At 70.0% G+C, this 20434-nt stretch carries 20 protein-coding genes; 18 read left to right on the top strand and 2 right to left on the bottom strand.

Features of this window, described 5'->3' with window-relative positions; all coding sequences use genetic code 11:
- The first annotated feature begins 22 nt into the window (after positions 1-22).
- A complete protein-coding gene (locus AOP72_RS06920; RefSeq protein WP_062134206.1) occupies positions 23-820 on the top strand; it encodes a hypothetical protein in 798 nt (265 codons plus the stop codon).
- Positions 821-832: 12 nt separating this feature from the next.
- On the opposite strand, the gene AOP72_RS06915 is transcribed toward AOP72_RS06920, so the two are convergent.
- Positions 833-1699, bottom strand: coding sequence for a PAC2 family protein (locus AOP72_RS06915; protein WP_062134203.1), 867 nt, complete (start codon positions 1697-1699; stop codon positions 833-835).
- A 24-nt stretch (positions 1700-1723) separates the two neighbouring features.
- Here AOP72_RS06915 and AOP72_RS06910 point away from each other — a divergent pair, with 24 nt between their 5' ends.
- On the top strand, positions 1724-2410 hold the full coding sequence (locus AOP72_RS06910) for an HAD family hydrolase (RefSeq protein ID WP_238581631.1): 687 nt from the start codon (positions 1724-1726) through the stop codon (positions 2408-2410).
- Between the two features lie 94 nt (positions 2411-2504).
- Positions 2505-4082 (top strand): cache domain-containing protein, encoded by a 1578-nt coding sequence (locus AOP72_RS06905; protein ID WP_062134200.1) that lies wholly within the window; start codon positions 2505-2507, stop codon positions 4080-4082.
- A gap of 3 nt (positions 4083-4085) precedes the next feature.
- Here AOP72_RS06905 and AOP72_RS06900 read toward each other — a convergent pair whose 3' ends face one another.
- A complete protein-coding gene (locus tag AOP72_RS06900; protein ID WP_062134197.1) occupies positions 4086-4922 on the bottom strand; it encodes a RecB family exonuclease in 837 nt (278 codons plus the stop codon).
- A gap of 127 nt (positions 4923-5049) precedes the next feature.
- On the opposite strand from AOP72_RS06900, the gene AOP72_RS06895 reads away from it, so the two are divergent.
- From AOP72_RS06895 to AOP72_RS06825, 15 genes are all read left to right on the top strand, one after another.
- Positions 5050-6192, top strand: a complete 1143-nt coding sequence (locus tag AOP72_RS06895; protein ID WP_062134193.1) for a site-2 protease family protein — start codon at positions 5050-5052, stop codon at positions 6190-6192.
- Between the two features lie 19 nt (positions 6193-6211).
- Positions 6212-7279 (top strand): tRNA (adenine-N1)-methyltransferase, encoded by a 1068-nt coding sequence (locus tag AOP72_RS06890; protein ID WP_062134189.1) that lies wholly within the window; start codon positions 6212-6214, stop codon positions 7277-7279.
- The gene (gene arc, locus AOP72_RS06885) at positions 7279-8688 is read left to right on the top strand and encodes a proteasome ATPase (protein WP_062134186.1); all 1410 of its coding nucleotides are present in this window, start codon (positions 7279-7281) and stop codon (positions 8686-8688) included. Before AOP72_RS06890 ends, arc begins: the two co-directional genes overlap by 1 nt.
- Before the next feature lie 2 nt (positions 8689-8690).
- Entirely contained in the window at positions 8691-10214 is a 1524-nt protein-coding gene (gene dop / locus AOP72_RS06880) for a depupylase/deamidase Dop (RefSeq protein ID WP_062134183.1), read from the top strand.
- 9 nt (positions 10215-10223) lie between these two features.
- The gene (locus AOP72_RS13385) at positions 10224-10409 is read left to right on the top strand and encodes a ubiquitin-like protein Pup (protein ID WP_062134180.1); all 186 of its coding nucleotides are present in this window, start codon (positions 10224-10226) and stop codon (positions 10407-10409) included.
- A gap of 35 nt (positions 10410-10444) precedes the next feature.
- Entirely contained in the window at positions 10445-11854 is a 1410-nt protein-coding gene (gene pafA / locus AOP72_RS06870; RefSeq protein ID WP_238581630.1) for a Pup--protein ligase, read from the top strand.
- A 33-nt stretch (positions 11855-11887) separates the two neighbouring features.
- Positions 11888-12811 (top strand): FKBP-type peptidyl-prolyl cis-trans isomerase, encoded by a 924-nt coding sequence (locus tag AOP72_RS06865; RefSeq protein WP_062134177.1) that lies wholly within the window; start codon positions 11888-11890, stop codon positions 12809-12811.
- Entirely contained in the window at positions 12811-13581 is a 771-nt protein-coding gene (gene hisF / locus AOP72_RS06860; RefSeq protein ID WP_152650274.1) for an imidazole glycerol phosphate synthase subunit HisF, read from the top strand. Before AOP72_RS06865 ends, hisF begins: the two co-directional genes overlap by 1 nt.
- Entirely contained in the window at positions 13578-15452 is a 1875-nt protein-coding gene (locus tag AOP72_RS06855) for an ABC transporter ATP-binding protein (protein WP_062134172.1), read from the top strand. The genes hisF and AOP72_RS06855 overlap by 4 nt, the downstream gene beginning before the upstream one ends.
- A 23-nt stretch (positions 15453-15475) precedes the next feature.
- Positions 15476-17224: an ABC transporter ATP-binding protein gene (locus AOP72_RS06850; RefSeq protein ID WP_238581681.1), complete on the top strand. Its 1749-nt coding sequence runs from the start codon at positions 15476-15478 to the stop codon at positions 17222-17224.
- A 185-nt stretch (positions 17225-17409) separates the two neighbouring features.
- Complete coding sequence (hisI, locus tag AOP72_RS06845; RefSeq protein ID WP_062134166.1) at positions 17410-17769, top strand: phosphoribosyl-AMP cyclohydrolase; 360 nt, start codon at positions 17410-17412, stop codon at positions 17767-17769.
- Positions 17718-19313 carry an anthranilate synthase component I gene (locus AOP72_RS06840; protein ID WP_084631455.1) on the top strand — a complete coding sequence of 532 codons (1596 nt, stop codon included), beginning with the start codon at positions 17718-17720 and terminating at the stop codon, positions 19311-19313. The genes hisI and AOP72_RS06840 overlap by 52 nt, the downstream gene beginning before the upstream one ends.
- 29 nt (positions 19314-19342) lie before the next feature.
- A complete protein-coding gene (locus AOP72_RS06835; RefSeq protein WP_062134163.1) occupies positions 19343-19579 on the top strand; it encodes an HGxxPAAW family protein in 237 nt (78 codons plus the stop codon).
- A 42-nt stretch (positions 19580-19621) separates the two neighbouring features.
- On the top strand, positions 19622-19954 hold the full coding sequence (locus tag AOP72_RS06830) for a DUF4190 domain-containing protein (protein WP_062134160.1): 333 nt from the start codon (positions 19622-19624) through the stop codon (positions 19952-19954).
- A complete protein-coding gene (locus AOP72_RS06825) occupies positions 19955-20398 on the top strand; it encodes a DUF2752 domain-containing protein (RefSeq protein ID WP_062134158.1) in 444 nt (147 codons plus the stop codon).
- Positions 20399-20434: the final 36 nt, after the last annotated feature.

The raw sequence follows: 20434 nt of genomic DNA, 5'->3' as shown, positions 1-20434 counted from the left end.
CGCGCCCATGCAAGAATCGCCTATGGCATCGCTACCAGAGCACCTGCCACCTCTGCCGAGCCGACCTCCCGACTTCGCCGACGACTTCGCGCGCGGACTGAGCGACACGAGGTGGGTGCCTCACTACCTTCCGCACTGGACCACGCCGGACCGGTCCGCCACTCGCTACGGGCTCGTCCCCGAGGGTCTCGAACTGCGGATAGAAGCCGACCAACTGGACTGGCGACCTGAGGATGCACCGATGCGTGTCTCGAATCTCCAGACGGGGACGTTCTCCGGCCCCGTCGGATCCACACACGGCACGCATCGTCACCGGAGCGACGGTCTCGCCGTGCGGACGGAGACGCCTCTGCAACTGCTCTTCGCACCGTCTCGAGGGCGCATCGACCTCACGGTCGCCGCGTCTCGTGCGGACGGCTGCATGCTCGCCGTGTGGCTGGTGGGCACGGAGCACCTCTCGCCCGAGCACTCGGGTGAGATCTGCGTGGTCGAGATCGACGCCGCCGCGATCGGCGAGGTCACGACCGTGCGGTCTGGACTCAAGGCCCACGACGACCCCGCGTTGGTCACCGACATGGCGGAGGTCGCGGTGGCCCTCGACGCGAGCGTTCTGCACACGTGGACCGTGATCTGGGGAGACGGCGAGACCCTGATCGGCTGCGAGGGGCTCGTCGTGCGCCGCATTCCCCACGCGCCGGACTACCCGCTCTTCCTGATGATCGACCTGTTCGAGATCGGGCCGACCCAAGGTTCGTATCCCAAGGCCGCGACCGTCAGCCGTGTCACCGCGTGGGGGAACGGCGCTCCTGCGCAGGGCTGACGCGCGACCGGGTCACGGAGTCTTCGGCCCGCCGCCGTCGCGGCGGCGCAGGAACTTCTCGAACTCCTCGGCGATCGCGTCTCCAGAGGCCTCCGGCAGACTCGTCTCGTCCATGAGGGACTCGAGCTGCTCGACGTGGGCGGCGATCTCTTCGTCGTCCTCCGTCAACTCGTCGGCCCCGCGCTGCCAGGCCTCCGCCTCGTCGGGGAGCTCGCCCAGGTCGATGGGCGCCCCGAGCAGCCTCTCGAGCTGACCGAGCAGCGTGACGGTCGCCTTGGGGCTCGGCGGGTGAGCGATGTAGTGCGGCACGCCCACCCACAGGCTCAGCACGGTGATGCCGCGCAGCTGGGCCTCGTGGCCCAGCACTCCGACGATCCCGGTGGGGCCCTCGTAGTCGGAGGCTTCCAGGCCGTACTGAGCGCGAGCCACGGCATCGTCGCTCGTCACGAAGGTGGGCAGCGGGCGGGTGTGAGGCACGTCGAGCAGCAGCGCCCCGCAGGTGACGAGCGTCGTGACACCCAGTTCCTCAGCGGCGTCGAGCACCTCGGCGCAGAACCGACGCCAACGCATCGACGGCTCGATGCCGCGCGCGAGCACCACGCGGGCGGCCTGCGGCGGACCGGGGGTCGTCGACACGATGGTGCCGGGCCACGACACCACCCGATCACCAGACGGCAGGATCGCGATGGACGGTCTGGCCACCTGGAAGTCGTGATAGTCCTCAGGGTCGAGCGTCGTGTGCTCTGTCGAGCCCCAGGTCTGAGCGACGTGGTCCAGTGCAGCTGAGGCGGACGAGCCAGCGTCGTTCCAGCCCTCGAACGCGGCGACCATGACGGTCTCGTCCGCGGGGATCGCCGCGTCGTTCTCGTCGATGTCCATCACGCCAGCCTAGACTCCTGACCCGTGAATGCACACACCACCGCCCCCGCCGCGATCCTGTGGGACATGGACGGCACCCTGATCGATTCCGAGCCCTACTGGATTGCCGCCGAGACGGCCCTTGCTGAGCGATTCGGCGTGACATGGACGCACGAGGACGGGCTGTCATTGGTGGGCCGACCGCTGTCGGACAGCGGTCAGATCCTGCAGGAGCGCGGGGTCGCGCTCGAGGTCGACGAGATCATCGCCTCCATGGTGGCGACGGTGGCGGACCGCGTTCGCAGCCACGTCCCGTGGCAAGCAGACGCGAGACTGCTGCTGGAGAGAGTCGTGGCGGCGGGCATCCCGTGCGCGCTCGTGACGATGTCGTACTCGACGCTCGCCGACGCCTTCCTGGCGCAGGTTCCGGAGGCATTTGCGGTCGTCGTCACAGGGGACCAGGTCGCGCGCGGCAAGCCCGACCCGGAGGCGTACCTGACAGCGGCCCGTCTTCTGGGGGTCGACGCCGCCTCGTGCGTCGCAATCGAGGACTCGCCGGCCGGCATCGGCTCGGCGCTCGCGTCGGGGGCCGCGACCATCGGCGTGCAGAGACTCGTTCCCGTGGGCGCCGACCCCCGCCTGACCCGCCTGTCCACGCTCGCAGGTCTCGATGTCGAGGCACTGGGCCGCATCGCGGCGGGCGAGCGCTGGGACGCCCTCGACGCGCTCTAGACCTTCCACGGGTTCGCGCGCACTGCTCACACGTGCCGTGGCGCGACCGATGAGACCCTCGACGAATTCCGTGAGCGGAGAGGGAACCTCCACCATGAAGCACCGGTCCATCCGCGTGTCGATCCAAGCCCGAATCCTCGCCGTCGTGGGTGTGATCGCGCTGGGCGTGGCTGCGTTGATCGCGGTGGGTGCGACGGCAGTCAAGGACCGCATGACCCTGGAGCGCGAGCTCGCGATGCAGCACATCGTCGAAGTGGCGCTCGGAGTGGTGGAGGGGTATGTCGCGCAGGAGCAGGCCGGGGAGCTCACTCGTGAGACGGCGCAGGCGCGTGCGGCGCAGCAGGTCGGCTCGCTGCGCTACCAGGAGGACGGCTACTTCTGGATCAACGACGAACGCCCCGTCATGGTGGTGCACCCCATCAATCCGGATCTCGATGGCACGGACCTGAGCGGGATCACCGATGCCGACGGCACCGCGATCTTCATGCAGTTCGTCGAGACTGTGCAGGCCGAGGGGGCCGGGTACGTGGCGTACCACTGGCCCAAGCCAGGCTCCGATGACCCTGCCCCGAAGATCTCGTACGTGGCGGGAGTCCCAGAGTGGGGCTGGGTGCTCGGCTCGGGCGTCTACGTCGATGACCTCGAGGCCGCCGCCGCCGCCGAGGCATGGCGACTCGTCTGGTGGGGACTGGCGGTCCTGGTCCTGGTCGCAGGAGCGGCCTGGCTCGTGGGACGGTCGATCGTGCGCGGTGTGGATTCGGCGTCGGAGGTCCTCGAGTCGGGGGACGTCGCGACGAGGCTTCCCGAGAACGTGGGAGGCGCCGAACTCGAGCGACTCGCGGTCGCGCTGAATGCGACGCTGGATCGCTCCGCAGCGGTGGCCCGGGACGTGCGCGCCGCCATCGACGATCTCGACACGGCTGCCTCCTCGCTCGCCGCCAACTCCGAGGCGATGACGCGCGATGCGCGCGCCACCCACGAGCGAGTCGACTCGGTGTCCGTCGCCGCTGGCTCCGTGGGCGCGAGCATCGAGGCCATCGCTGCGGCGACGGGTCAGATGGGCAGCTCCATCAGGGAGATCTCGGAGAACGCCCAGGACGTCGCTCGCATGGCGGCCGAGGCGGTGGAGGCCTCGGAGGCCACGACCGCGACCGTGGTCGAACTCGGGACGTCGAGCGAGGAGATCGGCTCGGTCGTGAAGGTGATCACGCAGATCGCCGCTCAGACCAACCTGCTCGCTCTGAATGCGACCATCGAGGCTGCGCGGGCGGGAGAGGCAGGCGCCGGCTTCGCCGTGGTCGCGGGCGAGGTGAAGGATCTCGCCCAGGAGACCGCGCGTGCGACGGAGGGCATCTCGGAGCGCGTGCAGGGCATCCAGTCCACCGTGGAGCGTGCGTCGGAGGAGATCACCCGGATCGGGGCGATCATCAAGCAGATCTCGGATCACCAGTCCACCATCGCCAGCGCGGTCGAGGAGCAGACCGCCACCACGACCGAGATGGCGACGAACAGCGAGGTCGTCGCCGATGGCAGTCGGCAGATATCCGTGTCGCTCGAGGCGGTGAGCGCCTCCTCCCAGAGCGCCACGGATGGCCTGCTGGAGGTGAACGCCGCGGCGGAGGCGCTCGCGGAGACCTCCCGGCTCCTGCGCGCTGCGGTGTCCTCGACGTAGAGGTCAGTCGCTCCGCGTGGTGACCGTGACGCCGAAGGCTCGCTCGACGCTGGCGACGTCCAGCGGTGGCGTCTGCCCGCCGAACTCCGGGCACAGCGACTGGAAGCTGCACCATCCGCACAGCTTGGACGGCGAGGGCCTGAAGTGCCCCGACCGCGCCGCGTGCAGGATGTCGTCCCACAACTCCCGGATCTCGACCTCGACCTGGTCGAGATCCTGCGCGGTGGGATGCATGACCACCGTCCCGCCGTCGCGCAGGTACAGCAGCTGCAGCAGCGCGGGCCGCCGTCCGCGCAGCCGCTCGACCAGCAGCGCGTAGAACCTCATCTGGAACTTCGCGGCCTGGCCATACTGGGGTCGCGGCGCCTTGCCGGACTTGTAATCGACGATGCGGATGGAGCCGTCAGGGGCGACGTCGACGCGGTCGATCACGCCTCGCAGCGACGGCCCGTCCTCGAGCTGGAGCTCGACGTACTCCTCGCGCGCTGCGGGCTCGAGGCGCTGAGGGTTCTCGAGCGTGAAGTACCGGTCCACGCGGACGCGGGCGTCGTCGAGCCATCTCCGTTCGGCGGTGGTGCCCTCGTGGAGTAATGCGAGGCTCGGGTCCTTGTCGAGCATCGCACGCCACTCGGGCTCGACCATGGCGGTCGCTGCGGTCGGTGTGCGCTCCGCAGCCGGGAGGTCGTACAGGTGCTCGAGCACCGCGTGCACGAGAGTGCCGAGCGTCGCGGCGGGAGACGGCGGCTCCGGGATGCGGTCCACGACGCGCAGGCGGAACATCAGCGGGCACTGGCGGAAGTCCGATGCGCGGGAGGGCGAGATGCCGGGGGCGGAAGCCATGCCCACCAGGGTAGGCGGGGGCGCGGACACGGGCCGCGCATCGGTCCCGCGAGCCCCGTCCGCTGCTCGCGTGCACCGGTTCGTGAAATGGTGCATCTCTGCGGCCGCGACCGTCTACCGTTGAGCCATGACTGACGCCCAGCGCCCCACCCGGGGCCTGTCCTTGGGGCGCGCATTCGGCGGGCGCATCGTCGTGCAGCCCTCGACGCTCGTGATGCTCGCGATCCTCGCCTTCGTGTTCGCGACGAATGGCGGGGGCGCTCTGGACCGTCGCTCGTTCACGGTCGGGCTCGTGCTCGCGGTGCTGCTGTTCGCTTCCGTGCTCGTGCACGAGATCGCTCACGCGGCCGCCGCCCGGGCGTTCCACCGACAGGTGCACGAGGTCGTGCTGACTCTCTGGGGAGGGCACACCACCTTTGATGCCCGCGGCATGACGCCCACGGTGAGCGGCGTGACCGCGCTCGCGGGCCCGCTCGCGAACGTGGTCCTGGCCGGCATCGGCGCGCTCGTGCTGGCCACGGGCGCGCTCGACTTCACGTTCGTGGAGATGCTGGAAGGCGATCTCACGGCCTCAGGCATCGTGCGGTACCTGGTCTACGTGAACCTGGCCCTCGCGGCCTTCAACGCCCTGCCTGGCATCCCGATGGACGGCGGGCGTGTGCTGGAGGCCATCGTGTGGGGCGTCACCGGGGACCGGTACCGCGGTGTCAGGGTCGCGGCCTGGGCGGGCCGGGTCATCGCCATCGGCGTCGTCCTGGTGGCGCTGGCGCTGCCGCTGACCCAGGGCCGCACGCCCGAGCTCTTCGACATCATGTGGGCGGCGCTGGTGTTCGTGATCCTCTGGCCGGCCGCGTCCAGCGCGCTGCGGGCGGCCCAGGCGCTGGGCCGTCGCGAAGGGGTGTCCGCCGGCACGGTGATGGTGCCCGCGATCGCGGTCCGCTTCGACACCACCGTCGAGGCTGCCCGAGCGCAGGCGCAGCAGGGGGGAGCGCGAGAGGTGGTCGTGGTCTCCGCCGACGGCGCTCCGGCGGGACACTTCCCGGTGACGCTGACGGACTCCGTGCCGCCCGAGCAGCGTGGGACGGCGAGCCTGCAGAGCGTCACCATGCCGCTCCCGCGGGGCGCGGCGGTGCCGTCCGACCTCACAGGAGAGGACCTTCAGCTCGCGCTGCGCGAATGGTGGGGGAGAACGGATGTGTGGACCGTCGCCGTGTCCGGCCGCGTGGTGGGAGTCGTGAGGCTCGAGGACGTCATGAAGGCGCTTCAGTAGCGCGCCCTAGACTGGAGGCATGACTGCCCCCACCCCTCCTGCCGGCGCCGACGCGCGCCGCGGCCCCCTGCGCGCAGGCGACAGAATCCAGCTCACCGACGCAAAAGGGCGCCACCACACGATCGTCCTGGAGGCGGGCAAGACGTTCCACACCCACCGCGGCCAGTTCACGCACGACGAGATCATCGGCCGTCCTGAGGGCGTGGTGGTGACCAACACGGCCGGCTACGACTACCTGGTGCTGCGTCCATTGCTGAGCGACTTCGTGATGTCCATGCCGCGCGGTGCCGCCGTGATCTACCCCAAGGACTCGGGCCAGATCATCCAGATGGCGGACATCTACCCCGGTGCGACCGTGGTCGAGGCGGGCGTCGGCTCCGGCGCCCTCACCATGTCGCTGCTGCGTGCGGTCGGCGACCACGGCCGCCTGATCTCGATCGAGCGCCGCGAGGACTTCGCGGACATCGCCCGCGCCAACGTCGAGAGCCACTTCCACGGCCCGCACCCCGCCTGGAGCCTGGAGATCGGCGACTTCGCCGATCGCGTGCGCGACGTGGCGGAACCGGGCACGGTCGATCGCATCGTGCTCGACATGCTCGCACCGTGGGAGAACCTCGAGGCGGCGGCCGAGGCGCTCGCCCCCGGCGGCGTCTTCCTCGCCTACGTCGCGACGGCCACTCAGCTGTCGCGCGTCGCCGAGGAGCTGCGGTCCCACGGCGGCTATACCGAGCCGCAGGCGTGGGAGTCGATGGTGCGCACCTGGCACCTCGAAGGACTCGCGGTGCGCCCGGACCACCGGATGATCGGCCACACGGGATTCCTCATCACCGCGCGCCGCCTGGCACCTGGTCAGACGGCACCCGTGCGCACGCGTCGCCCATCCAAGGGCGCGTATCCCACCGACGCCGACTGGACGCCGGAGGATCTGGGCGAACGGTCCGTGAGTGATAAGAAGGTGCGCCGCGTGCGCAGGGATGCCGAGCGCACCCGCGACGTGGAGATGGGCGTGATGCCCGGCACCACCGATGACATCGAGACCGGTGCACCTGTCGACACCGACACGGGCACCGAGGACGGAGGCCGCTGATGGTCGTCGACGGACAGGACAAGGTGGCCGCGCTGCAGGCGCGCAACACCGAGCTGCAGCGTCTCCTCGAGGCGGCCCGCGAATCGCTGGGCGACATGCGCGACAAGCTCGCCCAGGCGCAGCAGCCGCCCCACACTTTCGCGACGTTCGTGAAGCGCGAGGGGGCGCTCGCCGACGTGGTGAGCAACGGGCGCAGGATGCGCGTCGCGATGCTGCCCGAGGTCGGTCCCGACCTCGCCTCGGGAGACGAGGTGCTCCTGAACGCCATGAGCGTGGTGGTGGGGGTGGCCGAGCCCGAGCGTTCTGGCCAGGGGGCCATCGTGCGCGAGGTCCTGGACGACGAGCGCGTGCTGGTCGTGGCGCGCGGCGAGGACGAGCGCATCGTCGTGCTGGTCGGCGGCGACGCGTACGAACGTCTGCACGAGGGCGACACGGTGATCATCGACCCCCGGACGGGGTTCGCGACCGAGCGCGTCGAGCGCACCGGCGTGGAGGCGCTCCTGCTCGAGGAGGTGCCGGATGTCGACTACGCGTCGATTGGTGGACTGGGCGCGCAGATCGAGCGCATCCGGGACGCGATCGAGCTGCCGCTGCGCCACCCTGACCTGTACCGCGAGCACGCGCTGACGCCGCCCCGAGGCCTCCTGCTGTACGGCCCGCCCGGCTGCGGCAAGACGCTGATCGCGAAGGCCGTCGCGCACTCTCTTGCCGATGCGGTGGGCGCGGACCGCTCGTACTTCCTGTCCGTCAAGGGCCCCGAGCTGCTCAACAAGTACGTGGGCGAGACCGAGCGATACATCCGCACCATCTTCGAGCGGGCACGCGCGAAGGCGTCCGAGGGCTCTCCTGTGGTCGTGTTCTTCGATGAGATGGAGGCGCTGTTCCGCTCCCGGGGCTCCGGCGTCAGCTCCGACATGGAGACCACGATCGTGCCGCAGCTGCTGACGGAGCTGGACGGCATCGAGCAGCTCGGCAACGTGATCGTGATCGGCGCCTCGAACCGTGAGGACATGCTCGACCCCGCGATCCTCCGTCCGGGTCGCCTGGACGTCAAGATCGAGATCAGCCGGCCCGATGCGGCATCCGCGCGCGACATCTTCTCGAAGTACCTCACGGCCGACCTGCCGCTCGCCGACTCCGCCCTCGAGGCGGCCGGAGGCGACCGGGCGGCGGCCATCGCGGACCTCATCGAGCGCGGCGTGGATCGGCTCTACGCCGACCCGTCGAACGCCAAGTACATGTCTGGAGCGCTGGTGCGCAACGCGGTCGACCGCGCGAAGACACGAGCCATCAAGTCGGTGATCGCGGGAGGCGAGCGCGGCATCTCCGCGCAGCACGTCGACGCCGCATGCGACCAGGAGCTCGCGGAGGCCAAGGCCGTCGCGTCCAGCTCGCTGCGCGAGGGGTAGGCATGCGCGTCGTCGGCATCGAGACCGAGTACGGCATCGTCGATCCCGCGCGGGACCAGGCGAACCCGATCCTGCTGTCCTCGCGGCTCGTGAACGCGTGCCGTCTGTGGGCGGATGGCCGCAGCGCCCCCTGGGACTACGGCGGCGAGGATCCTCTGCAGGATCAGCGCGGTCACCGGCGCGAGCGTGCGACGGCGGGGGCGGACATGCTGACGGACGCCCACGAGTGGAACCCGCAGCACGGCCTGATCTCCCTGCGGCGACGCCGTGGCTCGTGGGAGGACCCCGCCCACCTGAACGCGGTGCTGGGCAACGGATCGCGCTTCTACGTCGACCACGCGCATCCCGAGTACTCGGGTCCGGAGGTCGCGACGGCCCGTGAGGCCGTCGTGTGGGACCGCGCCGGAGACGCGATCGCGCTCGCGGCCGCCGCGCGCTATGCACAGGAGGAGGACTCCACCGTCGCGCTGTACAAGAACAACGTGGACGGCAAGGGGGCGAGCTACGGCACCCACGAGAACTTCCTGGTGCGTCGCGACGTCGACTTCGACCGGTTGGCGCGCCTGATCACCAGCCACCTCGTGACCCGTCCCGTCGTGACCGGTGCGGGCCGGGTGGGCATCGGCCAGCGGGGCGAGCAGGCAGGATTCCAGATCTCGCAGCGGGCCGACTACATCGAGACCGAGATCGGTCTCGAGACCACACTGCGCCGGCCCATCGTCAACACCCGCGACGAACCGCATGCGGATCGTCGTCGGTGGCGACGCCTCCACGTGATCGTGGGGGACGCGAACTGCTTCGACGTACCCGTCTACCTCAAGGTCGGCGCGACGTCTCTGGTGCTGTCGGCGATCGAGGCCGATGACGAGCGCCTCGACGCGCTCGTGCTGGCGGAGCCGGTGGCCGCCGTGCGCACCGTGTCGCGCGACCTGGCCCTGGCAGCCACGCTGCCGCTCGCCTCAGGGGAGAGCGCCACCGCGCTCGAGATCCAGCGCGCCCTGCTCGAGATCAGCCGCGACTACATCGCCGATGCTGACGACGCCCAGGTGATCGCTCGCTGGGAGGGCGTGCTGGACGCGCTCGGACGGGACATGTTCGACGCCGCACGCGACGTGGAGTGGGTCGCCAAGCTGCAGCTCCTGGGCCGCATCCGCGACAAGCACACTGAACGGGGCGATGACGGGCTCGCGGCGCCGATGCCGTGGTCGGATCCGCGCCTGGCGGCGCTCGACCTTCAGTGGGGTCGGCTCGGGGACGGGTGGGCGTCTCGGCTGACCGATGCGGGCGCCGTCACGCGCGTGAGCGACGACGCGGAGGTCGAACGAGCCATGCGCCAGCCTCCGTCGTCGACCCGTGCCGCCGTGCGAGGCGCCTTCGTCGGCACCTACCCACAGCTCGTGGACGCCGCAGGGTGGGCATCGGTGGTGCTCGATCGCGAGACCGCCCACGGCAAGCTCGAAGTGCTGCACTTGGACGACCCGCTGGCCACCACTCACCCCCTCCTCGACGAGCTTTCACAGGGATAGGATCGACAGATGCCTCAGCACCAGACCTCAGGAAGTTCCTTCGACCACGACGCGCCCGCTCCCGAGCCCGGCCCTCCCGGCGCCAAGGCGGAGAGCACCGATGCGGTGGACAGCCTCCTCGACGAGATCGACGGCTCGCTGCAGACCAATGCGGAGCAGTTCGTGCGCTCGTTCGTCCAGAAGGGCGGGCAGTAGCCGCGGGCGCGTTCCCTGATGGCGTCTCCGCCGAGGTGCCGCCACCGCTGGAGGTCCCTGCCGAGCGCCGCATCTTCGGACTCGAGACCGAGTTCGGACTGCACCTGGATGCGCCGAACGCGCGCGCCGTCACCCCCGAGGAAGTGGCGGGGCACCTGTTCCACTCGGTCGTGAAGTGGGGGCGCTCGTCGAACGTGTTCCTGCCGAATGCCTCGCGCCTGTACATCGACGTGGGCGCCCACCCCGAATATGCGACCGCGGAGTGCGACTCGCTGACGGACCTGATCGCCTCCGACAAGGCGGGCGAGCGGATCGTGCACGATCTCGTCGCCGAAGGCGAGCGCCGGCTGGCCGATGCCGGCGTCGAGGGCACGATCCACCTGTACAAGAACAACACCGATTCGGCGGGCAACTCGTACGGCTGCCACGAGAACTACCTCGTGAGGCGACGTGCGGACTTCCGCGCGTTCGCATCGGCCCTCCTGCCGTTCCTGATCACTCGCCAGATCGTCACCGGGGCGGGCTCCATCACCCGCGCCCCGGGAGGAGCCGCGTACAGCTTCTCGCCGCGCGCCGACCACATGTGGGAAGGCATGAGTTCGGCGACCACCAGGTCCCGACCCATGATCAACACGCGCGACGAGCCGCACGCCAACGCAGAGCTGTACCGCCGCATGCACGTCATCGTGGGCGACTCGTCGATGTCGGAGACCACGACGCTGCTGAAGATGGGGGCCACTGACCTGATCCTGCGCCTCATGGAGGCGCACGTCCGGCTGCCGGACCTGACTCTCGCCAACGAGATGCAGGCCATCCGGGACGTCGCCCACGACCTGACCGGCGCGGCGACCGTCGAGCTCGAGGACGGCCGGCGCCTGACCGCGGTCCAGATCCAGCAGGAGTACCTCGACGCCGTCCGCTCCCAGGTCGGAGCGGTGATCGACGGGACCGACGAGGTCGCGCGGATTCTGGACCTGTGGGAGCGCGGCATCCGCGCAGTGCGGGACCAGGAGCCTGGCCTGATCGACACCGAGATCGACTGGGCCATCAAGCTGCGTCTGCTCGAGCGGTACCGCGACCGCCTCGCGTGCGCGTGGGATGACCCGCGGCTCGCGCGCCTCGAGCTCGCCTACCACGACGTCTCGCCGTCCACGGGGCTGTTCACCCGCCTGGTGCGCGATGGTCTGGCGGCGACGGTGGTGGACGAGAGCCGGATCGAGCGCGCGAAGACGGTGGCGCCGGCCACCACCCGCGCGCATCTGCGCGGGCAGTTCGTGACGGCGGCCCTCGCGGCAGGCCAGGACTTCACCGTGGACTGGGTCCACCTCAAGATCGCAGGCGGCGCGAGGAGCACGGTGCTGCTCAAGGACCCATTCAGGAACGCCGACGAACGCGTGGACGTTCTGCTCGAGGCGCTCGACACCGCTTCCGCGCCGGTAGAATGACGTTCTCCCACCTCGTCCTGAAAGGGGCCTCCCATGCGCTCGAGAGCCGTGACCGGAGCGGCGTGCGCCCTCGCGCTGGTGCTCTCGGCATGCTCGGCGACTGGCGACGGGGCTGAGGCGAGCGCATCGGCCTCCGGCGACATCGAGCAGGTGACGGTCGTGCAGTCCGAGACGCTCGCGCCTGACATCGAGTTCCAGCCCGGTCTGGACTATCCCGAAGAGCAGACCCGAGTGCTGTGGGAAGGCGACGGCGAGGCCCTCCAGGAGGGTCAGCCGCTGCTGCTGGACATCTATGGCGAATCGCTCGTCGACGGCACCGTGATGATGAACACGTTCGACGGGTCGCCCGAGTCGTTCCTGATGGCCCCCGAGATCGTCGGAGAAGGCATCTACGAGGCACTTCAGACCGTCCGTGTCGGCGGACGGGTGCTGGTCGTGTCCCCTCCCGGACAGGGCGAGGACGAGCACGAGCCCGTCGCGATCGTCGTGGACGTGCTGCCCACGCACGCCCAGGGTGAGGACCAGCAGCCGGTGGCGGGCATGCCGGAGGTGACGCTCGGCGTCGAGGGCGAACCCGTGGTCGAGATCGATCCGGACCGCGAGGCGAGCCCTGACCTCGAAGTCGCGACCCTGATCAACGGTGGCGGCACGCAGGTGCGGTCGGCCTCGCACGTGCTCGTCAACTACACGATGGTGCATCACGACGACAGCCCGGACGATTCGGACGAGGAATGGCAGGCCGGCGATGTCTTCGACTCGTCGTGGGACGCGGAGCGCGAGCCGCTGCTGGTCCAGATGGACGAGGTCTCCGCGGTGCCCGGCTTCCAGCAGGGACTGCTCGACCAGCGGGCGGGGTCGCGCGTCCTCATGGTGGTACCCCCGGCGCTCGGCTACCCCGAGCGCGGCAGCATGATCATCGTCGTGGACATCCTCGACGTATGGAACCCGGAGGAGTAGTGGGCACAGCAGTGCGTGTGATTCCGTGTCTCGACGTCGACGCGGGCCGGGTGGTGAAGGGCGTCAAATTCGTGGACCTGCGGGATGCTGGCGACCCCGTCGCGCTCGCGCGCGCCTACGGAGCTGCAGGCGCGGACGAGGTCACGTTCCTCGACGTCACCGCATCGTCCGCGAACCGCGACACGACATTCGACGTCGTCGGCCGCACCGCCGACGAGGTGTTCGTCCCCCTCACGGTCGGCGGGGGAGTCCGCTCGACTGCCGACGTGGACCGACTGCTGCGCGCCGGCGCGGACAAGGTGGGCGTCAACACCGCGGCGATCGCCCGTCCCGAACTCGTGTCCGAGATCGCGGCGCGGTTCGGAAGCCAGGTGCTGGTCCTCTCGGTGGACGCCCGCCGCTGCCAGGGCGAGACCGTGACTCCGTCGGGGTACGAGGTCACGACTCACGGCGGACGTCGGGGCACCGGCATCGATGCGGTCGAGTGGGCGCGGCGTGGTGCGGACCTGGGGGCCGGCGAGATTCTGCTCAACTCCATGGACGCCGATGGCACGACCTCCGGCTTCGACGTGGAGATGATCCGTGCGGTGCGCGAGGTCGTCTCCATCCCGTTGATCGCCTCGGGTGGCGCCGGCACGGTCGAACACTTCGTCGAGGCTGCGCGAGCAGGAGCCGACGCGGTGCTGGCCGCGAGCGTGTTCCACTTCGGCACGCTCGCGATCTCCGACGTGAAGGATGCGATGCGCGCCGCCGGGATCGAGGTCCGGTGACCGCCGCCGGCCGTCACGCGGCGGACTATCGACTGTCAGGAACGTTCAACCGCAAGGCGATGCAGCTGCTGCGCCACGGCATGCGCACCGAGCCCAAGCGCTTCGCGTTCGCGATCTCCGCTGCCGCCGCGTTCTCTCTGCTCACGGTCGCGTTCGGCACCCTGCTGGGCCAGATCACCGACGACGTGGTGATCCCCGGCGTCGAGGGCGAGACGATCGGCGGCCCGTGGGGGGAGATCACCCAGGACCCCATCGCGGCGATCTGGCTCGCCGGCGCCGTCTTCCTTGTCATCGGCATCCTCAACGCGGTGCTCGTAGGTCTGCGACGTGGCGTGCAGGGCATCGCGGTGGCAGGCGTGGGCGCCCGCCACCGCCGCGTCGTCGCCGATGCGCTGGCGAGCCTGCCGCTCGGCTGGCACCGCGCCAACCCCTCCGGCCGCATGCTGTCGGCCATGTCCTCGGACTCGGAGAGCGCGACGAACACTCTGCATCCGTTCGCCTTCACGGTGGGGTCGTTCGTGATGATGTTCGCCGCCGGATACTCGATGTGGCGCATGGACCCGTGGCTCGCCGTGACTGGGCTCGCGGTGGTGCCGGTGATCTTCGCGATCAACCTCGCGTACGAGAAGGTCATCACCCCGCGCTGGGACCTGGGACAGACGCTCCGCGCGGACGTCTCGACCATCGCTCACGAGAGCTTCGAGGGCGGCACCGTCGTGAAGGCGCTCGGCGCGGAGGAGCGCGAGACGGAGCGCTTCGCGGCAGCCGCACGCGGGCTCCAGGACGCGGACATCAAGGTGGGCCGCACGAGCGCGTGGTTCGAGCCGCTGATGGACCTCATCGTCCCCCTCGGGTCGGTGGCGCTCATGATCGTGGGCGCGATCCGGGCCGACGCGGGCGCCGTGTCCGTGGGCAACGTCGTCTCCGCGATCTACCTGGTGACGCTGATGGCCGTGCCGATCCGCGGTCTGGGATGGGTGCTCGGCCAGATGCCGCAGGCTCTCGTCGCGTTCCGCCGCGTGGGAGAGATCGCGCAGGCGGCCACCGAAGTCGACGACCCCGGCCACTCTCCGCTCGCGAAGTCGGGTGCAGGGTCGATGCGCTTCGACGCGGCGGACATCGGCGCGGACGACGGCGACGGCAACCTCGCCGTCATCCTGCGGGATGTGTCTCTCGAACTGGCGCCCGGGACGGTGACCGCGCTCGTCGGGGCCACCGGTTCAGGGAAGTCGACGGTGGCCCTCGCGGCGTCCCGGCTCGCCCGCCCCATCGAGGGCACGGTGACGCTCGACGACGTGGACCTCAGCACCATCGCGGGCCTCGGGGAGCACGTCGCCCTGGCCCCGCAGACGGCCTTCGTGTTCGCTGGCACGGTGCGGGAGAACGTCACGCTCGGCGAGCCCTTCTCCGACGATCAGGTGTGGGACGCGCTGCGGCGCGCGAATGTCATCGACGTGGTCGAACTGCTCGGTGGCGGCGAGCACGCCGGGCTCGACGCGCGCCTCGCTGAGCGCGGGATGAATCTCTCGGGCGGCCAGCGGCAGCGACTCGCGCTGGCCCGCGCGCTGGTCCGCCATCCGCGGGTGCTCGTGCTCGACGACGCCACCTCCGCGGTGGACCCGCGCGTCGAGCAGGAGATCCTGCGCGGCCTCAGCGCCGATGGTGCTGGACCCACCGTGCTGATCATCGCGTACCGGCTCGCCTCGATCCTGCTCGCCGACCACGTCGTGCACGTCGACGCGGGTCGCGTGGTCGACGCAGGCTCTCACCTCGAGCTGATCGCTCGGGACCCGGGGTATCGCGAGCTCGTGATGGCCTACGAGGAGGACTCGAAGCGCCAGGCGGACGAAGAGGCGGGGTACGTCGGATGAATGAAGACTCGAGCGTGACGCAGATGTTCAGGCGGGGTCTCCAGGTGAGCCCGGAGTTCCGTGTCGGCCTCACCGTGACCCTGGTGCTGGCGACGTTCGCGGCGATGGGCCGTGCGGCGGTGCCGTTCCTGACGCAGCGCGTGACCGATGAGGGCCTGCTCGCCGACGGGGGCGTGGACGTCGACACCGTGGTGTCGTACGCGGCGGCGGGCTCTGCAGTGCTGGTGATCGCCGCCATTCTCGCGTGGCAGGTGCGTGTACGCATGGTGACGGCCGCGGAGAAAGGGCTCGCGACGCTGCGGATCCGTGCATTCGGCAAGGTGCACGAGCTGTCGGTGCTCACTCAGAACGAGGAGCAGCGCGGCCGCTACGTGTCGCGTGTCACCGGCGACGTCGAGACGATGCGCGACCTGATGCAGTGGACGGGCGCCGCCATGATCATCTCGGCGCTCGAGTCGACAGTGGTGTTCGCGGTGATGCTCGCGTACTCCTGGCAGCTGTCGCTGCTGGTGCTGCTGGCCTTCCTGCCGATGGTGGGGTCGCTGCTGTGGATTCAACCGCGGGTGCGGCGAGCATTCCAGGTCGTGCGCTCCAAGATGGCAGACCTCATGGGCCGCACGTCTGAACAGATCGTGGGCGTGGCGACCATCCGCTCGTACGGCGTGCAGCAGCGGATGCGTGATCAGCTGCACGGCGAGATCGACGACATCCTCGCGGCCGAGCGCAAGGCCTCGATCCTCGCCTCCGCCAACTTCTCGTCGACGGTCATCGGGCAGTCGCTCGCCACCGGCCTGGCGCTCATCGGCGGCACCGTGCTGGCCGTGCGCGGCGACCTGAGCGTCGGCACCGTGGTGGCCTTCGCCTTCCTCGTCTACATGTTCGCGGGACCGCTCATGTGGATCATCGAGATGCTCGCCGAGATGCAGCGCGCGGTCGTGGGGTGGAAGCGCGTGCTCGAGCTCGTCGATCAGGAGGTCACCGTCGCGGATCCGGGCGCCGATGGCACGCCCATCCCGCACGGCCACGGAGAGCTGTCCGTCGAGGGCGTTCGGCTGACGTACTCGGACGGCCCTGAGGTGCTCAAGGGGGTGGACCTCGCTGTCCCTGCAGGGCGACGGATCGCACTCGTCGGCCAGACCGGGTCCGGAAAGACGTCGCTCGCCCGTCTGATGTCGCGGTTCTTCGACCCGACGGAGGGCGTGGTGCGCGTGGGCGGTGTGGACCTGCGCGAGGTGCCGATGCAGTCGTTGCGGCGATCGGTCGCCGTGGTGCCGCAGGAGGGCTTCCTCTTCGACGGTACGGTGCGCTCGAACCTGGCGTACGCGCTGCCGCGGGCCAGCGAGGACGACCTCGAGCACCGTGCGCTGGCTGCGTTCGAATCGCTGGGGCTCGACGCGTGGGTCGCTGCCCTTCCGCACGGACTGGACACGCCGGTCGGTCCCCGCGGAGAGCTGCTCAGCGCGGGGGAGCGGCAGCTCGTGTCGATCGCGCGTGCCTACCTGCGCGACCCCGACCTGCTCATCCTCGACGAGGCGACCAGTGCGGTCGACCCCGCCACCGAGGTGCGCATCTCGCGCGCCCTCGAGGGGCTCATGCAGGGGCGCACGGCGGTCGTGATCGCGCACCGACTCTCAACCGCTGAGCGCGCGGACGTGGTCGCCGTCATGGAGCAGGGAGAGCTCGTCGAGGTGGGACCCCACCGCGAGCTCGTGGCCGCAGGCGGGATCTATGCCAGCCTCTACGAGGCGTGGGTGTCGCAGACGCGCGACTGATCCCCGCGCATCGGCCGCCTGGCCTGCATTGGCGCACCACTGGTGCACATACGCGTGACGCTGGCTGCTGGTGGCGTCGCCGTGACTGCACGGGCGTCTCCTGAGCCACGGCCGTCGCAGCCGTGTGCAGCACTGGTCGGCGTCGTCCGGCGTGTCCCCGCGTCCCAGTCTGGAAGGATGGGCGCATGCCTCTCGATGCCGACATCGCCTCGCGGCTCAAGCGCACCGCCGATGGACTGGTGTGCGCCGTCGTTCAGGAGCGCGCCACCCGTGACGTGCTGATGGTGGCCTGGATGAATGACGAGGCGCTCCACGCCACGCTCACCACCGGGCGCGCCGTGTACTGGAGCCGTTCACGGGGCGAGCTGTGGCGCAAGGGCGACACCTCGGGACACATCCAGATCGTCCACAGCGTCGAGATGGACTGCGACGGCGATGCCCTCCTGGTCACTGTCACTCAGGAGGGCCCGGCCTGCCACACCGGCACGGCTCGATGCTTCGACGCCGGGGGCGAGCTGCCGGTCTCCGGTGGGGCGGCGCCGTGAACGCGCCGGTGACGGTCGAGTGGGGACAGACGTGGCCCGCTCTCGACGAGTTCATCGCGCTCGGGCGCACGCACCGCGTGGTGCCCGTGGTCCGGCGCCTGCTCGCCGACGGGCTCACCCCTGTCGCCGTGTACCGGGCGCTCGCCGCCGGTCGCCCAGGCACGTTCATTCTCGAATCCGCCGAGCCCGACGGCACCCGCGGACGCTATTCGTTCGTGGGCGTCCACTCCCGGGCGGCGCTCACGGTCGACGGTGACGAGGGTCGGTGGTCGGGAGACGTTCCTGTGGGGCTTGCCGATGGGGCTCCGCTCGACGTCATCCGCGCGGCGCTGCGAGAGCTGCGGTCCGAGGCGATCCCCGGCCTTCCGCCGCTGACGGGTGGTCTCGTGGGAGTGCTCGGCTGGGACGTGGTCCGGCAATGGGAGCCCACGCTGCCGCAGAAGGCGCCCAAGGACATCGATGTCCCGGACGCCCACCTGCTGCTGGCGACCGACGTCGCCGCGATCGACCACCACGATGGGTCCGTGTGGCTCATCGCCAACGCCGTGAACGCCGATGCCCAGGCAAGCGGCATCGAGCAGGCTCATGCGGACGCTCTCGCTCGCCTCGACGCGATGCAGCGCGCGCTCGTCGATGCGCCCGTAGGCGAGGTGTCGGCCCTGCGGGACGATGCGTCCGAACCCGGGGTGCGGCACCGCAGCGGCCCGGGGGAGTACGAGCGCATGGTCGAGTTCGCGAAGGAGGCGATCCGCGACGGCGAGGTGTTCCAGATGGTGCCCGCGCAGCGGTTCGACGTCGATTGCGAGGCATCGGCCCTGGACGTCTATCGCGTACTGCGCACGCTGAACCCCAGTCCGTACATGTACTGCTTCCAGCTCCAGGACGATGCCGGCCGCGAGTTCGCCGTTGTCGGGGCCAGCCCCGAGTCGCTCGTCAGCGTGCACCGTGGCCGCGTGTCGACGTTCCCGATCGCGGGCTCGCGTCCGCGCGGAGGCTCGGCGGACGAGGACCGTCGGCTCGAGGAGGACCTGCTCGCCGACCCCAAGGAGCGCGCCGAGCACGTCATGCTCGTCGACCTCTCTCGCAACGACCTCGTGAAGGTGTGTGAGCCCACGTCGGTGGAGGTGGTGGAGTTCATGCGGGTCAACCGCTATTCCCACATCATGCACATCTGCTCGACGGTGGAGGGCGACCTGGAGGCCGCCTACGGTCCGGTCGACGTGTTCACGGCGACGTTCCCCGCGGGCACCCTGTCGGGAGCGCCCAAGCCGCGCGCGATCGCGCTCATCGACGAGATCGAGCCCGCGCGCCGCGCCTTCTACGGCGGTGCGGTCGGCTACTTCGACTTCGCGGGCGATATGGACATGGCTATCGCCATCCGCACCGCGCTCATCGAATCCGGCGTCGCGCATGTCCAGGCGGGTGCAGGAGTCGTCGCCGACTCGGTGCCGGCGCGCGAGGATCAAGAGACCAAGGACAAGGCCGCCGCGATGATGCGGGCCATTGCGCTCGCGTCGCGCCTGGGCCCTGCGGGCCGTGGCTAGACTGTCCCCACGACTGGCAAGGAGAAGGTATGTCGAGCATCGAGATCGCCCCGGAAGACCTCCCGGATGAGGCCCACGCTAACCACGGCAAGACCACCGCAGGCTGGGTGACCAATGTGGGACTGATCATCGCGGCGCTCGTCGCGTCCATCGGCATCGCCTTTCCGGTGTGGCCGGTGGTCTGGGTGGGCATCGGTCTCGCTGTCGTCGCCCTTGCCGCTGGCGCCTCGCTGCGCGCCCTCGGCCACGGCCAGCCACTGAAGTAGCGGTCGTCTTCCTCGACCGCGCTGAACCACAAGGAGACAGATATGACGGACGTTCCCCCGCCCCCTCCGCCCTCGGCACCGCAGCCGTTCCCCGGTGCAGGTGGCAATGAGTCGAAGAACAGCCTGGGCACGATTTCGCTCGTGCTCGGCATTCTCGGCCTGGTGTGCTGTGGCTTCTTCACGGCGATTCCGGCGATCATCGTCGGCAACAAGTCGAAGCAGGCGCAGGCCGAGGGCCTCGCCACCAACGGCAACCTGGGCCAGATCGGCTTCATCCTGGGAATCATCGGCACCGTGCTGTCGGTGCTCGGCGCCGTGATCTGGGGAATCCTGATCGCGACCGGCTCGTACGAGTTCACCACCACCGAGTTCTAGGTGCAGTCGAGGACGGCCGAGGCGCTCGCCGCGTCCGCGACGGACTCTCCCGTTCGTCGCCTCGTGGCGCCCGTGAGCGCCTTGGCCGTCCTCGCCGTCGCCACCGCGTACACCGCGATGGCCGACCCCTACCGCTCCGGGTTCTTCCCGCCCTGTGTGTTCCTGTCCGCGTCCGGCCACTGGTGCCCGGGCTGCGGCGGCCTGCGTGCCGTCCACGAGCTCGCTCATGGAGAGGTGGGCGCCGCGCTGGCCCTGAACCCCGTCGTCGTCCTGCTGATCGTCCCGCTCGGAGTCGCGTTGGCGCTGGCATGGGTGCGGACTGCGTGGCGGGGGCAGCCTCCACCCGCGATTCCGATGTGGCTCGCGATCTCCCTGCCCGCCGTGCTGCTGGTGTTCTGGGTGGTGCGCAACATCCCTTCGCTCGAGCCGTATCTCGCGCCCTGAGCCCGGGCACGTTCTCACTTCTGGCAGACGGTCCTC

This window comes from Demequina aestuarii (genome assembly GCF_000975095.1).
GTDB classification, from domain to species: domain Bacteria; phylum Actinomycetota; class Actinomycetes; order Actinomycetales; family Demequinaceae; genus Demequina; species Demequina aestuarii.
Note: the sequence above shows the minus strand (reverse complement) of the source record. Positions and strands in the feature narration are given on the sequence as shown.

Bases quoted from the DNA above. Each gene is read 5' to 3' on its own strand.
- AOP72_RS06830 (WP_062134160.1), top strand. From the start codon at position 19,622: ATGACGGACGTTCCCCCGCCCCCTCCGCCCTCGGCACCGCAGCCGTTC.
- AOP72_RS06840 (WP_084631455.1), top strand. From the start codon at position 17,718: ATGCTTCGACGCCGGGGGCGAGCTGCCGGTCTCCGGTGGGGCGGCGCC.
- AOP72_RS06850 (WP_238581681.1), top strand. From the start codon at position 15,476: ATGTTCAGGCGGGGTCTCCAGGTGAGCCCGGAGTTCCGTGTCGGCCTC.
- AOP72_RS06920 (WP_062134206.1), top strand. From the start codon at position 23: ATGGCATCGCTACCAGAGCACCTGCCACCTCTGCCGAGCCGACCTCCC.
- arc (WP_062134186.1), top strand. From the start codon at position 7,279: ATGGTCGTCGACGGACAGGACAAGGTGGCCGCGCTGCAGGCGCGCAAC.
- AOP72_RS13385 (WP_062134180.1), top strand. From the start codon at position 10,224: ATGCCTCAGCACCAGACCTCAGGAAGTTCCTTCGACCACGACGCGCCC.
- dop (WP_062134183.1), top strand. From the start codon at position 8,691: ATGCGCGTCGTCGGCATCGAGACCGAGTACGGCATCGTCGATCCCGCG.
- AOP72_RS06895 (WP_062134193.1), top strand. From the start codon at position 5,050: ATGACTGACGCCCAGCGCCCCACCCGGGGCCTGTCCTTGGGGCGCGCA.
- AOP72_RS06835 (WP_062134163.1), top strand. From the start codon at position 19,343: ATGTCGAGCATCGAGATCGCCCCGGAAGACCTCCCGGATGAGGCCCAC.
- AOP72_RS06865 (WP_062134177.1), top strand. From the start codon at position 11,888: ATGCGCTCGAGAGCCGTGACCGGAGCGGCGTGCGCCCTCGCGCTGGTG.
- AOP72_RS06915 (WP_062134203.1), bottom strand. From the start codon at position 1,699: ATGGACATCGACGAGAACGACGCGGCGATCCCCGCGGACGAGACCGTC.
- hisI (WP_062134166.1), top strand. From the start codon at position 17,410: ATGCCTCTCGATGCCGACATCGCCTCGCGGCTCAAGCGCACCGCCGAT.
- AOP72_RS06905 (WP_062134200.1), top strand. From the start codon at position 2,505: ATGAAGCACCGGTCCATCCGCGTGTCGATCCAAGCCCGAATCCTCGCC.
- AOP72_RS06890 (WP_062134189.1), top strand. From the start codon at position 6,212: ATGACTGCCCCCACCCCTCCTGCCGGCGCCGACGCGCGCCGCGGCCCC.
- AOP72_RS06900 (WP_062134197.1), bottom strand. From the start codon at position 4,922: ATGGCTTCCGCCCCCGGCATCTCGCCCTCCCGCGCATCGGACTTCCGC.